The 15,067-nt window shown below is 34.2% G+C and carries 10 protein-coding genes; 8 read left to right on the forward strand and 2 right to left on the reverse strand.

Translation table 11 applies throughout. The features are described 5' to 3' along the window. Window positions 1-94 precede the first annotated feature (94 nt). The 6 genes from R2782_RS11370 to R2782_RS11395 all read left to right on the forward strand — a co-directional run bounded on the left by R2782_RS11370 (window position 95) and on the right by R2782_RS11395 (window position 9,734). Complete coding sequence (locus R2782_RS11370; RefSeq protein ID WP_371268373.1) at window positions 95-625, forward strand: inorganic diphosphatase; 531 nt, start codon at window positions 95-97, stop codon at window positions 623-625. Window positions 626-736: 111 nt separating this feature from the next. Beyond that, window positions 737-3,193 carry a sodium-translocating pyrophosphatase gene (locus tag R2782_RS11375; RefSeq protein WP_371268374.1) on the forward strand — a complete coding sequence of 819 codons (2,457 nt, stop codon included), beginning with the start codon at window positions 737-739 and terminating at the stop codon, window positions 3,191-3,193. An 87-nt stretch (window positions 3,194-3,280) separates the two neighbouring features. Beyond that, on the forward strand, window positions 3,281-5,572 hold the full coding sequence (locus R2782_RS11380; protein WP_371268376.1) for a family 20 glycosylhydrolase: 2,292 nt from the start codon (window positions 3,281-3,283) through the stop codon (window positions 5,570-5,572). Between the two features lies 1 nt (window position 5,573). After that, complete coding sequence (locus R2782_RS11385; protein WP_371268377.1) at window positions 5,574-6,566, forward strand: isoaspartyl peptidase/L-asparaginase family protein; 993 nt, start codon at window positions 5,574-5,576, stop codon at window positions 6,564-6,566. Beyond that, entirely contained in the window at window positions 6,566-7,237 is a 672-nt protein-coding gene (locus R2782_RS11390; RefSeq protein ID WP_371268378.1) for a copper homeostasis protein CutC, read from the forward strand. Before R2782_RS11385 ends, R2782_RS11390 begins: the two co-directional genes overlap by 1 nt. 19 nt (window positions 7,238-7,256) lie before the next feature. Beyond that, window positions 7,257-9,734: a glycoside hydrolase family 2 protein gene (locus tag R2782_RS11395; RefSeq protein ID WP_371268379.1), complete on the forward strand. Its 2,478-nt coding sequence runs from the start codon at window positions 7,257-7,259 to the stop codon at window positions 9,732-9,734. Between the two features lie 38 nt (window positions 9,735-9,772). Here the strand turns inward: R2782_RS11395 and R2782_RS11400 are convergent, their stop codons facing one another. Continuing rightward, the gene (locus tag R2782_RS11400) at window positions 9,773-10,387 is read right to left on the reverse strand and encodes a deoxynucleoside kinase (RefSeq protein WP_333694712.1); all 615 of its coding nucleotides are present in this window, start codon (window positions 10,385-10,387) and stop codon (window positions 9,773-9,775) included. Continuing rightward, on the reverse strand, window positions 10,387-11,181 hold the full coding sequence (locus R2782_RS11405; protein ID WP_371268380.1) for a hypothetical protein: 795 nt from the start codon (window positions 11,179-11,181) through the stop codon (window positions 10,387-10,389). The genes R2782_RS11400 and R2782_RS11405 overlap by 1 nt, the downstream gene beginning before the upstream one ends. A 125-nt stretch (window positions 11,182-11,306) precedes the next feature. Between R2782_RS11405 and R2782_RS11410 the strand changes: the two genes are divergently transcribed. Both R2782_RS11410 and R2782_RS11415 read left to right on the forward strand, forming a co-directional pair. Beyond that, window positions 11,307-12,206, forward strand: coding sequence for a GLPGLI family protein (locus tag R2782_RS11410; protein ID WP_371268381.1), 900 nt, complete (start codon window positions 11,307-11,309; stop codon window positions 12,204-12,206). A gap of 32 nt (window positions 12,207-12,238) precedes the next feature. Further along, window positions 12,239-14,965 carry a carboxypeptidase-like regulatory domain-containing protein gene (locus tag R2782_RS11415; RefSeq protein ID WP_371268382.1) on the forward strand — a complete coding sequence of 909 codons (2,727 nt, stop codon included), beginning with the start codon at window positions 12,239-12,241 and terminating at the stop codon, window positions 14,963-14,965. Window positions 14,966-15,067: the final 102 nt, after the last annotated feature.

Raw genomic sequence — 15,067 nt, forward strand, 5'->3', positions numbered from 1 at the left:
ATTGTTGTGAATTTTATAAAACTTATTTGCCTGCTTCACTATTAATAATTAAGGTGATACCTTTGCATTACTAATTTTAGTAAAGAAAAAACATATGAGTGTAGCAAAACAAAAGTCGTTCGATGTGCTAATCGAAATACCAAAAGGAAGCCGAAATAAATATGAATACGATTTTGAATTAAAAAAAATTCGTTACGATCGAATGATTTTTTCTTCAATGATGTATCCGGCTGATTACGGTTTCATTCCGGAAACGTTGGCCTTGGATGGAGATCCGCTAGATGTATTGGTTTTAGTAACAGAGCCTACTTTCCCAGGTTGTGTGATGGAGGTAAAACCGATTGGCGTCTTCCACATGGCAGACGAAAAAGGGCCGGATGAAAAAGTGATTTGTGTACCGGTTTCAGACCCCGTTTGGAATAAATTGAACGATTTATCCGATGTGAATCCACATTTATTAAAAGAAATTGAACACTTTTTTCAAGTATACAAAGATTTAGAACAAAAGAAAGTAGATGTGGAAGGCTGGGGTGATGTTCACGAAGCCAAAGATATTATTGAAACATGTGTAGATCGGTTTGTGAATTTAAAGGACAAACCGGAAGGATTATTCCGTATTTTGTAAAGAATTTTCATTTTCATTCAAAAAAGCAACATTCTAATAAGAATTGTTGCTTTTTTTTGTTCCTATTTTGTTACTTTTGCAATCGTTAAAAAAATTATAAAATACATTTTTATGGATTCAATGATGATTTATGTGCCTATTGTCATGGCAGTCTTGGGATTACTTTTTATGGGAATTAAAGCAGCTTGGGTAAACAAACAAGATGCTGGAGACGACAAAATGCAAGGTATTTCCAAGAGTATTCAAGAAGGAGCAATGGCCTTTTTGAAAGCTGAGTATAGAATTTTAGCCATTTTTGTGGTCATTGCCTCCATTGCTTTGTTTGGCGTTTCTCAATTAGTAGAAACTTCACACTGGTTGATTGTAATTGCTTTTATTTTTGGAGCAATTTTTTCAGCTCTTGCCGGAAATATAGGAATGCGTATTGCCACGAATGCCAACGTAAGAACTACTCAAGCTGCTAAAACAAGCTTACCTCAAGCCTTAAAAGTGTCATTTGGAGGTGGTACAGTAATGGGACTTGGCGTAGCCGGTTTGGCCGTTTTAGGACTGAGTTTGTTTTTTATCATATTTATCAACATGTTTGTTGGTAAAGGAGGCGATTTTTACACCGAAATGACTGTAGCTCTTGAAACGTTAGCTGGATTTTCATTAGGTGCTGAGTCAATTGCTCTTTTTGCTCGTGTGGGAGGTGGAATTTATACAAAAGCAGCCGATGTTGGTGCAGACTTAGTGGGTAAAGTAGAAGCCGGTATTCCGGAAGATGATCCGCGTAATCCTGCTACTATTGCGGATAATGTAGGTGATAATGTAGGTGACGTAGCCGGAATGGGAGCTGATTTATTTGGGTCGTATGTAGCTACAGTATTAGCCTCTATGGTTTTAGGAAATTATATCATCAAAGATATGACACAAGCTAACGGTACTCAATTTTCGGATACATTTGGAAATATGGGACCAATTTTATTACCGCTAGTAATTGCCGGAATTGGAATCTTAGCTTCGATTATCGGGACCTTTTTTGTCAATATCAAAAATAATGATGCAAAAGAAGCTCAAGTACAATCTGCTTTGAACTTAGGTAATTATATCTCATTAGGTTTAACAGTGGTTGCTTGTTGGTTTTTAATCGACATGATGTTGCCGGAAACCATCAACATGAATTTCTTTGGCGAAGGGTTAAAAGAAGTGCCTTCTCGTCATGTGTTTTATGCCACACTAGTTGGTTTATCTGTAGGTTGGTTAATATCAGCAATTACAGAATATTACACAGCTTTAGGTAAAAAACCGGTTTTAAATATTGTACAAAATTCATCAACAGGAGCAGCAACCAACATTATTGCAGGTTTAGCAACCGGGATGAAATCTACGTTTGGCTCCGTAATTCTTTTTGCTGCAGCTATTTGGGGAGCTTATGCATTAGCCGGATTTTATGGTGTAGCTATTGCTGCTTCAGCTATGATGGCTACTACGGCTATGCAATTAGCAATTGATGCATTCGGACCTATTGCTGATAATGCCGGTGGTGTAGCTGAAATGAGTGAATTACCTAAAGAAGTTCGTCAACGTACAGACGTTTTAGATTCAGTAGGGAATACCACTGCAGCAGTAGGTAAAGGTTTTGCCATTGCTTCTGCCGCGTTAACAGCTCTGGCATTATTTGCTGCTTATGTAACCTTTACAGGAATTAATGGTATCAATATTTTCAAGGCAGATGTATTAGCTGCTTTATTTATAGGAGGTATGATTCCGGTAATTTTTTCTGCACTTGCTATGCAATCAGTAGGAAAAGCTGCTATGGATATGGTTCAAGAGGTGCGTCGTCAATTTAGAGAAATTCCGGGTATCATGGAAGGTACCGGTAAACCGGAATATGGGAAATGTGTAGATATTTCTACCAAAGCGGCTTTACGTGAAATGATGTTACCGGGTGCTATCACTATAATTGTTCCCATTTTGGTTGGATTATTTATGGGTGCAGAGGCATTAGGTGGTTACATGGCTGGTGTTTGTGTTTCAGGGGTGCTTTGGGCAATTTTTCAAAACAATGCCGGTGGTGCTTGGGATAATGCTAAAAAATCATTTGAAGCCGGAGTGATGATCAATGGGGAAATGACTTTCAAAGGTTCTGATGCTCATAAAGCAGCCGTAACAGGTGATACTGTGGGTGATCCATTTAAAGATACTTCGGGACCTTCAATGAACATTTTAATTAAATTAACTTGTTTGGTAGGTTTAGTAATTGCTCCAATTTTAGGAGGTCACGATGCAACTACAGTGGCAGAAAAGCCTACTTGTTGTTCCTCTTCTGAAATGTGTGCTTCAATGACGAAAGAAGAATGTATTGCTAAAGGCTGCAACAATAAGAATTGTAAATTCATGAACGAAGAAAAAGAAGAAGTTTATAAAAACATTTCTGTTGAAAAATCCAAAGATGTTACTGGTAAAGTAGGTGCTGTAGTAACCATTACTTCTAAAGTAAATGGTGAAGAAAAAACAGCAACCCAAACTTTCGAAGGAACAGACGAAGAAGTTACTGCTAAAATTGAGGAATTTAAAAAGCAATAGTTTTTGTTTTTCAATCATAAAAAATGCCTTGCCTACGTACGCAAGGCATTTTTATTTTTACTACATTTAGCTTAATAAATATTTTTTATGACAAGATTTTCTTTTTTGTTAATTGGATTCATTTCTTTTCTTAGTTTTGGACAAAATATTATTCCTCGACCCGAATCTATAGAATTTCGTCAAGGTGTATTTATGTTAAATAGTAAAACCATCATTAAAGCAGATGAAAATTCCTTTGAAGCTCAATTTCTCCAAAAATATATTCATGAAAATAGTGGGTTGAAACTAACGATCAATAAAAATGCTAAGAGTGAAAATTGCATTACACTAAATTATGCTCTCTCCCCAAAATTATCAGTAACTAAAGACTCATCAGGAAAACGCTCTTCATTTAAAAGTAATGGTGAGGAATATATGTTGTTGGTAAATACTAGTGAAATCAGTATTACCGGAGTTGGAAATGCCGGAGTTTTTTATGGAATTCAAACACTACTGCAATTACTTCCATTGGAGCGAAAAGATGAGGTTGAGATTCCATGTTTGATAATTTCCGACCAACCCAAATTCCAATGGCGAGGTATGCATTTAGACGTTTCTAGACATTTTTTTGATACAGAATTTATCAAAAAATATATTGATTTCCTGGCTCAGTATAAAATGAATACTTTTCATTGGCATTTAACCGATGATCAAGGTTGGCGGATTGAAATTAAGAAATATCCAAAACTTACTGAAATTGGTGCTTGGCGAAACGGTTCCATGGTTGGGCATTACCGCGACCAAACTTTTGACAATAAAAAATATGGTGGATTTTACACCCAAGAAGAAATCAAAGAAGTAGTAGCCTATGCTAAAGAACGACACATAACGGTAGTTCCTGAAATTGAAATGCCGGGGCATGCTTTGGCTGCTTTGGCCGCTTATCCGGAATATTCTTGTACGGGCGGACCTTTTGAAGTGGGAAAAACATGGGGTGTATTAGACGATGTCTTTTGCCCAAAAGACGAAACGTTTACCTTTTTAGAAAATATTTTAAGTGAAGTAATTGTATTATTTCCGTCAGAATACATTCATATTGGCGGTGATGAGTGTCCCAAAACACGATGGAAAAGTTGTTCGTTTTGCCAAAAGCGAATGAAAGACGAGAAGTTAAAAGACGAGCATGAATTACAAAGTTATTTCATCCAACGAATTGAAAAATTTGTCAACAGTAAAGGACGAAAAATCATCGGCTGGGATGAAATTCTCGAAGGCGGTTTGGCTCCAAATGCGGCCGTAATGAGTTGGAGAGGAACCGAAGGAGGTATTGCCGCAGCCAAAGAAAAACATTTTGCAGTTATGTCGCCGGGCTCACATTGCTACTTTGATCATTACCAAGGAGAACCTGCTAATGAACCTTTAGCTTTTGGTGGATATACTACTTTGGAAAAAGTGTATAGTTACAATCCTATTCCAACTGAGTTAAACGAGGCAGAATCGGCATATATATTAGGAGGCCAAGCCAATTTATGGACTGAATACATAGAAACGCCTACCCAAGTTGAATACATGCTTTTCCCTCGACTTACAGCTATTGCAGAGGTGGTTTGGGGAACTTCAAATCCTCAAAACTATAAAGCTTTTGAAGATCGAGTGGTGCACCACATGAAAGCTTGGAAACAAAAAAATATCAATTTTAGTAAAGCCATTTATCAAGTGGTTTCAGATATTGCAGTTCAAAACAACCAAATCTATTATGCTTTGAAGGGTATAAATGAATCCGGAATTCGCTTTACAACTAATGGTTCTGAACCAAAAGCAGATTCAAAAGCATATACTTCACCCATACAAATAGATAAAAGTTGTACTATAAAATCTGCCTATTTTGAAGCGGGACAAGCCAAAAGTACGACAATTTCACAAACATTTTACATTACCAAATCTTCCGGAAAATCCATTTCATTAAAATATGAACCCAGTAAAACGTATGGAAAAGATGGAGCATCTACTTTGGTAGATGGTGTCAAAGGCGACTTGCTTCGTTTTGGAAAAAATTGGTTAGGTTTTTCGGGTAGAGATGTCGAAGCCACTATCGATTTTGGCTCGACTACCTCTTTTGAAAAAGTGAGTTTAAATACTTTTAATGGCGAAAGTAGTTGGATTTATTTACCTAGAGAAATTCAATTTTTGGTTTCTGATGATGGAATATCCTTTTCACTTATTAAAACTGTTTTACAAGAACAAATTGCAAAGCAAAAAGGAGTTGTGGTTGAAAGTTTTTCCAAAACAAAAGCCAAATATCTCAAAGTTATAGCTAAAAATTACGGCATCATTCCAGATGGAAAACCCGGTGCCGGAAATGCAGCTTGGTTATTTATGGACGAAATAAGTGTAGAATAATATGGCAAATAGACGAAAATTTCTAAAAACAACAGCTCTGGCAACCGCAGGTGTAGCTTTGCAATCCTTTCAATCAAAATCGGAAGAGAAGGAAATATTTCCCTCATACTCAAATAAACCCATAGTGCTTTCCACATGGAATTTCGGTTTACAAGCCAATGAAGCCGCTTGGGAAATATTGAAAATCAATGGAAGAGCTCTCGATGCAGTGGAAGTTGGAGTGAAACTAACTGAAGCTGATCCTTCCGAGCGTAGTGTTGGTTATGGCGGTCGTCCGGACAGAGATGGGCGTGTAACGTTAGATGCTTGCATCATGGATGAATTTTCAAATATCGGCTCGGTGGCTTGTTTGGAACATATCAAACATCCCATTTCAGTTGCCAGAGCCGTGATGGAAAAAACGCCTCATGTTATGTTGGTGGGCGAAGGGGCTTTGCAATTTGCCTTATCGCAAGGATTTCCAAAAGAAAATTTATTAATTGAAGCATCTGAAAAAGAGTGGAAAGATTGGCTAAAATCTAGTCAATACCAACCCAAAGTGAATATCGAAAACCACGATACTATTGGAATGATTGCTTTGGATATACAGGGTAATTTATCTGGAGCATGCACCACAAGCGGCATGGCGTTTAAAATGCATGGACGTGTGGGTGATTCACCGATTATTGGTGCAGGTTTGTATGTGGATAACGAAATTGGTGCCGCTACTGCAACAGGTCACGGTGAAGAAGTCATTCGAATTACGGGTTGTCATTTGGTTGTTGAACTCATGCGTCAAGGAAAATCGCCTCAAAAAGCGTGTGAAGAAGCGGTTATGCGAATTGTAAAACTCACGCAAAATCGTGGTAAAAACCTAAAAGACATTCAAGTTGGTTTTATTGCCTTAAATAAAAAAGGAGAATACGGTTCGTATTGCGTTCAAGGCGGTTTCAATTTTGCCGTTCACGATGCAACCGGAAATAAATTAATCGATGCGAAGTATTATTTGAAATAATGAAAAAACTAGAAATAGCTTGTTTTAATTTGGATTCGGCTTTGATTGCTCAAAATGCTGGAGCTGATAGAGTAGAATTATGTACTGATATTTCGCTAGGTGGAATTACTCCAAATCTTGAAATGATTCAAGAAGCTCGTCAAAAGCTAACCATCGATTTATATGTAATGATTCGTCCAAGAGGAGGAAATTTTGTGTATTCTGATACTGAATTGGAACAAATGAAATCGGAAATCGAAACCATTAAAAAATTGGGTGTCAACGGCTTTGTTTTCGGGATTTTGAAGGATGATAATACAATTAATATAAAACAAAATAAAGTCTTAGTGGAATTAGCCAAACCTTTTCCATGTACGTTTCACAGAGCTTTTGATGCCGTTTCGAATTACGAAAAAGCATTAGAAGATGTCATTTCTTGCGGATTTTCAACGATTCTAACTTCCGGAACTTCCCCAAATGTAATGGAAGGAAAAGAAGTTTTGAAGCGACTAGTCGTTCAAGCCAATAATCGCATTGAAATTATGCCCGGTGGTGGTTTGCGTTCAAACAATATTTCAGATTTGGATAAAATAGTAAATGCCAATTGGTATCATTCTTCCGCTATAACCAATAGAAGTGAAATGACAAGTGCTGAGGAAATACTTCAACTCAAGAAAAAGTTACAATCTTAAATGAACTTATAGAACTTATATGTTTAAAAAAATAACATTGTTTTTAATTTTCATTTGCTACTCAGTTTCAGCACAGATCTCCTATCGCAATTTATCAATCGAAAATTGGACATTCAACAAGCAAAACGAAGCAAAAAAATACAATGCAATTATTCCCGGAACAGTTCATACTGATCTATTTCAAAATCAATTAATTCCCGATCCTTTTTTTGGTGCCAATGAAAAACAATTACAATGGATTGAAAATGAAAATTGGGAATACGAAACATATTTTACACTTACGGCATCGGAACTTAAAAATCAAAATATCGATTTAGAATTTGAGGGTTTAGATACGTATGCAACGGTTTTTTTGAATGGGAAAGTAGTTTTAGAAGCCAATAATATGTTCCGAAAATGGTTAATTTCAACCAAATCACATTTGAAAATTGGTACCAATCATTTGAAAGTAGTATTCCATTCGGCAGTTCAAAAAGGGAAAGAAGAAACTAAAAAATTATCCTACACTTTACCTGAAAAAGAACGTGTTTTTGTTCGAAAAGCTCAATATCAATTCGGTTGGGATTGGGGTCCGCGTTTTGTAACCGCCGGAATTTGGAAGAAAGTACAATTGAAATTTTGGAATTCGGCTAAAATCGAAAACATAAAATACAGTCAAGTCAAATTGAATGATAGTATAGCTGAATTAGAGTTTATTGTTGATGTGAATGTTAAAAAAAGCGGAAAGTATGTTCTCTTAATTTACAATGATGTTACAGGTAGAAGAGACGAGTTGTTTGTTCATTTGAAAAAAGGAGCTACATCAATTAAGAATCTATATAAAATTGATTCTCCCAAATTCTGGTGGTGTAATGGGCTAGGTAAACCTAATTTATATTCTTTTTCAATCGAATTATATCAAAAAGGAAAATCAGTTGATTCAAAAAAGCTAAACATAGGTCTACGAACCATCGAATTAATTCAAGAAAATGACCAAGTTGGAAAAAGTTTTTACTTCAAATTAAACGGAAAACCCGTTTTTATGAAAGGTGCTAATATGGTTCCGCCGGATAGTTTTTTACCACGCGTTTCGGATTCCACTTATTTTTCATTGGTTGAAAATGCCAAAAAAGCGAATATGAACATGCTGCGTGTTTGGGGCGGCGGCGTATATTTTGATGATTCCTTTTATGAAGCTTGCGATGCCAACGGGATTTTAGTGTGGCAAGATTTTATGTTTGCGTGTTCCATGTATCCGGGCGATGAAAAATTTGTGCAAAATGTAAAACAAGAAGTAATTGATAACGTAAATCGCTTACAAAATCATCCAAGTATTGCCATTTGGTGCGGTAATAATGAAAACGATGAAGGTTGGCACAATTGGGGTTGGCAAAAACAATTTAATTATTCCAAAGCGGATTCCACCCAAATTTGGAAAGATTATAAAAAAGTATTTCATGAAATGATTCCGCAGACTTTAGATAGTTTACTATCCAAAGAGAAAAATATCTACTGGCCATCTTCACCTTCAAAAGGTTGGGGAAGAAAAGAAAGTTTAACGCAAGGTGATGTACATTATTGGGGCGTTTGGTGGGGAAAAGAACCGTTTGAAATCTATGAAAAAAAAGTAGGACGTTTTGTAAGCGAATATGGTTTTCAAGGCATGCCTAAATTGGGAACACTCCAGAAATCAATGGATCAAGAAGATTTGAATTTCACTTCAGAAGCATTTAAAAACCACCAAAAACATCCAACGGGTTTCGAAACCATTAAAGAATACATGGAACGCGATTATGTGGTTCCCAAAGATTTTGAAGATTATGCTTATGTTTCTCAATTATTACAAGCTGGTGGTATGAAAATCGCCATTGAAGCTCATCGAAGAGCAAAACCCTATTGCATGGGAAGCTTGTATTGGCAATTGAACGATTGCTGGCCGGTTACGTCTTGGAGTTCGGTGGATTATTACGGTAATTGGAAAGCATTTCATTACCAAGCAAAGCAAAGTTTCGAAAATATGTTGCTGTCAGTAGCTGAGGAAAATGAAAAATATAACATGTATTTGATTAATGATGATCTCGAAAGCTATTCCGGAAAATTGGAATTAGAAATGCTCTCTTTTGACGGCAAATCGCTTTGGGAAATTTCAAAGGAAATAACCGTTGAAGAAAATTCGAGCATCATTGTTTATGAGTTAATGAAAGAAGATTTGAAATCATTCGATTTGCAACAAAGCGTTTTAAAAGCACAGTTCCAAAATGTAAAATCAAATTATTTTTTTGCAAAACCTAAAGGGTTAAAACTGCAAAAACCGATTATTCAAATTAGAATGATAAATGATTTTATGATTGAAATTTCTTCAGATGTTTTAGCAAAAGATGTTTTTCTTTCTTCGGAGAATAATGTGTTTTTTGATGTTAATTATTTTGATGTCTTGCCCAATGAAAAACGAATAATAAACGTTTCTAAAACACCTAAAAATCTAAAAGTGAAATCGTTGTTTGATACAATGAAATAAAAAAGCCTCAACTAAATTGAGGCTTTTGCTATTTTTTGCTAAAAAAGTCCGTTTATTTCAGCATCAATTCTATTGATAATCATCCCTAAATCTTCCGGATTATCAACGAAATTGATATTGTCTACATCAATAATCAATAATTTTCCCTTGTCATAACTTTGTATCCAAGCTTCGTAGCGTTCGTTTAATCGGCTCAAATAGTCAATGGAAATCGTATTTTCATAATCACGACCTCTTTTGTGAATTTGACTCACTAAATTAGGAATCGAACTTCTTAAATAAATCAACAAATCCGGTGCCTGAACCATGCTTTCCATTAACTCAAACAACGATTTGTAATTATTAAAATCGCGGTTGGTCATTAATCCCATAGCGTGTAAGTTAGGAGCAAAAATATGGGAATCTTCATAAATCGTTCGATCCTGAATAATTTTTTTTCCGCTTTCACGAATTTGTAAAATTTGTCTGAAACGGCTATTCAAAAAGTAAATTTGAAGATTAAATGACCAACGTTCCATTTGATGATAAAAATCGTCCAAATAAGGATTGTCTACCACATCTTCAAAATGAGGTTCCCATTTAAAATGTTTGGCTAATAGTCGTGTTAAAGTGGTTTTTCCGGCTCCAATATTGCCTGCTACTGCTATGTGCATTACGGTAAATTAATTTGATATTTTCTTATTTCATTCTCGGTAAAAATAAGCAAAAATTGGTCTTTTACCTGAAATTTTTCTATTGTTTTTTCAACTAAATTAATGCGGAAACTTTTATTTTCATTTAGATGATGAAAATACAATTGATTACTCTTTTGATAAATCAAAATATCTTTTGAAATTATTTGGGCCGAATCAAAAGGAGGAATATTGCCAAGTATAGTTATTTTTCCAAACACATCACAAGTGGAAACAAGTCCGTTTGAATCAATCCAATAAAATTGATTGTAATCGGTTTGATAAAATTGAATTGGGTTTTGAAAAGGCTGTGACAATGGTTGAAAGACTTGCTTGGTAAAATCATACAGACCTAATTGCATGGGTAAAGAATTAAAAACCCATAGTCTGTTTTGAGCAGCCAAACCTACTGCTGAAGCTATAATCGGATTGTTTTGGTTTTCAGAGAAATAGATTGTAGATGTTTCATTCAATTGATTATCAAGGGTGATGACTGAATTAAAACCTTCATAAAACAACACAATTTTCAGCGGATTTTGCAAGTCTGCCCGTTTTATTTTCCCAAGTGCTAAATTTTTATATTGAAATAATTCTTTCCCTTTTTGTTTAAAAAAAACATTGTTTTTAATATAATAGTAATAGCCGAATGAATCCATTGTAATAAATTCATCAGCTGTAAGTTGTTGAGTTGAGGTCAATACAGGAGGACTATTTTTATCCTGAGAAAAACTAGTAACAACCAAAAGCAGCCAAAAAGCTGTAAGTAATATTTTCATATTTGCTAAATTACAACTATGATGACAATTTTTTTGTAAGAAAATCTTAATTTTTAACAAAATGTTGGTAACAAAAACCCAAATAACTCGTCATATTTGTTCTATCAATATTAAACGTTTTTACCATGAAAACTATTGTAGTTACTTTATTAACATTCTTTGCAGCTGTTGTCAGTGTCTTTGCTCAAGATTTTCAGGGCATGGCTGTTTATGAGTCAAAAACCAGTACTGCCGATGCCAAAGCAACGCTAGCAGGAAACAGAGAGATTACTCCAGAGATGCAAAAAATGATAGAAGAGCGTATGAAAAAAATGTTTGAAAAAACATTTATTCTAAATTTCGACAAAAATGCTTCCATTTACAAAGAAGAGGAGAAGCTTGATGCTCCTGGCCAAGGAGGAGGAATGCGTATGATGAGTAATATGATGGGTGGCGGTGGAACGCACTACAAAAATGTAAAAGAAAAGATATTTACAGTTGATAAGGAGTTTTTTGGTAAGGAGTTTTTAGTGAAAGATACACTTCCAAAATTAGATTGGAAATTAGAAGGGGAGACCAAACAAATTGGAAATTATTTGTGTTTTAAAGCAACTGCAAAACAACCTGTAAACCAATCCGATTTTAGAAATTTTAGAAGAAAAAAAGAAGAAGAAAAAGGCGATAGCAAAGAAGTTGATACAGAAGAAAAGAAAGAAGAAACAAAAACTACTAATTTTATGGATGGTTGGGAAATGCCAACAGAGACGCAGATTACAGCTTGGTATACACCGGATATTCCAATCAATCAAGGACCTGAAAATTACTGGGGATTACCTGGATTGATTTTGGAAGTAAGCGATGGAAAAACAGTGATTTTATGCTCAAAAGTTGTGCTAAATACAAAGGATAAAAAAGAAATTAAAGCTCCAAAAAAAGGAAAAGAAGTATCACAAGCAGAATATGATAAAATTGTCTTGGAAAAAATGACTGAAATGCGAGAAATGAATCAAGGTAGAGGAGGAATGCAATTTAGAATTGGCGGATAAACTTGATTGTGAAATTTAGTTACTTTTTTAATATGACAAAAAAATATCTTTTAGCCTTTAGTTTATTGATTTCTTTTCTTTCTTTTTCGCAATCTGTGCGGTTAGAAGGGTTTGTTCAAGACTCTTTACAGAAACCTTTGGAAATGGCTAATGTAATGGCAGTGAATCAACTAACAAAAGCTATGGATTCGTATGCAATTACAAATGATAAAGGAAAATTCCAATTGATTTTAAAACCTAATTCCTTATACAAGATTAAAGTCAGTTATATCGGTTATCAACCGCTTGATGTTTCAGTTGAAACAAAAGAAGAAAATATTCAAAAAGTACTGATTTTAAAAGAAGGAGGCTTTGATTTAGAAGGGGTAGAAATTGTACAAGAAATGCCTGTTTCAATTAGTGGTGATACCATTGTATATAATGCAGATTCCTTTAAAACAGGAACAGAACGAAAGTTAGAAGATGTTTTAAAAAGATTGCCGGGAGTTGATGTAAATGATGATGGTGAAATAGAGGTAGAAGGCAAGAAAGTTTCTCAACTTTTAGTTGATGGGAAAAAGTTTTTTGAAGGCGATACTAAGTTAGGAGCAAAAAACATACCGTCGGATGCGGTTGATAAAGTACAAGTGTTACGAAATTATACTGAAGTTAGCCAACTTCGTGGTTTAGAAAATAATAATGATGATATTGCCATTAACATAAAACTTAAAAAAGGTAAAAATAAATTTTGGTTTGGAGATATTTCTACCGGTATTGGTCCGGATGAACGCTATATTATTAATCCAAAATTGTTTTATTACAGCCCTAATACAAGTGTAAATGTAATTTCCAATTTTAACAATATAGGCGATGTTCCATTTTCTCTTCGTGATTATTTTAGGCTAACTGGGGGTTCAAGAAATACAATTAGTCGTAGTGGAACTAACTTCAATATTTCAACAAATGATTTAGGAATATCCACACAACGAAACAACAGGGCAGCGGCTATTGATACAAAATTTGGAGCAGCTAACGTTACTCAACAGATTTCTAAAACATGGAATCTTAGCGGATTTGCGGTAGTGACTTCAGATAAGACACAAACGAATACACTTTCAAGATATGAATATTTTTTACCTAATTCAACGGAAGTAGCAACGCAAGAAAATAGAAATGATGTTTCAAATTTAAGGAATAACCTATCTATCATAAAGTTGGGTTCTAAATTTAAACCAAATTCAAATTTTCAGTTTGATTATGATGTTTTTCTAAAAAGATCGAGTCAGGAAGAGGTAAATTTGGTAGAAACGAACGAAACTTCATTTGACGGAACTCAGAATTTTAATAGTATCAATTCATTTAAAAAGCAAGATCCTCTTACATTAAATCAAAGTCTAAATATGTTTTGGACTCAAGACGAAAAGAACACTTGGGCTTTAGAAATACAGCATCTTTATCAGGATGAAGACCCTCTTTATAATCCTGATTTGTTGAATGAACCTTTTGAAGAACTCCAACTATTTGATGATAATCAAAGTAGCTATAATATCAATCAAACACGTTTTGTTAAAACAAATAAATTAGATGCTAAAATTGATTATTATTATTCATTAACATCAAAAAGCAACATTAATATCACTTTAGGTAATACAAATTCTTACCAAAGTTATAATTCTGCAATCTTTCAAACCTTAGATAGTGGTGCTAATTTTGTGTTGGATTCTGAAGATTATAAAAATGATGTTCGTTATAGTTTTAATGATGCATACTTAGGGGTTCACTACAAGTTTATTGCAGGTAAATTTACGTTTAATCCGGGTGTAAGTTTCCATCGTTACAATACATTTAATGATCAACTTAATTCAAAAGTTAGAGATGATTTTTCAAGAATTTTGCCGGATGTTTTTGCACAATATCAGATTAAGAAATCAGAATCGTTGACTTATAATTACCGAATGAGTAATGTTTTTAGTGATATAAATTCCTTTGTCCAAGGATTAACTTTTAGTAATTTCAATGCCTTTAACAGAGGCAATAGGTTGCTGGAAAACGCTTTACAGCAGACACATACTTTGCGTTATTTTAAATATAATCTTTTCAATTACACAACCATTTTTGGTAATTTGATTTATTCTAAAACAACTGATCCTGTTGTTAATAGGGCATTTTTTAATGGCATTTATCAATTAAATGAAAGAGTTAATTTGGATGTGGAAAATGAGAGTATTAATGGAACAATAGGTTATCAACGCACTTTTTTAAAATTTTACAAAGCAAGCGTTGGGGCCAATTTAAATTGGTCTAAATTTAATACAATCAGGGTTTTTGAATTAAATAATTTTGAAGTCGAAAGATTGCAAACAACAGAATCATTTAGTCAAATTTACAGAGCATCTTTAGGGACTCAGTTTAAACTTTGGCCAAATATTGAAGTGGGTTACAGTATAACATTGAATGATTATGAAAGTGCTACGTTTAAGACACAACAACCTTTTGTTCGTTTAGATTATTACTTTTTAAATGGGTTTTCTTTTAATGCAGAGTATGATTATTATAATTATTCAAACTCTAATGGAACTATTAACAATGAATATGATTTTCTAAATGCCAGTTTGAGTTACAGAAAGAAAGATGCAAAAATGGAGTATAGAGTTGGTGTGACAAATTTATTGGATACTCGCTCATTGAATGATGATAGTTTTAATCAATCTTTTTACTCTTCATCGCAATACATTGTTCAACCTCGATACATAATTTTTAGCCTAAAATATAATTTATAATAAAAAACCTAACTAAAAACTTAGTTAGGTTTTTTTTGTGATTTATAGTCCAAATGCTTTTCTAACAGGCTCAATAAAATCTAATTTTTCCCAAGTAAATAA

This window comes from Flavobacterium sp., assembly GCF_041392085.1.
Taxonomy (GTDB): Bacteria; Bacteroidota; Bacteroidia; order Flavobacteriales; family Flavobacteriaceae; genus Flavobacterium.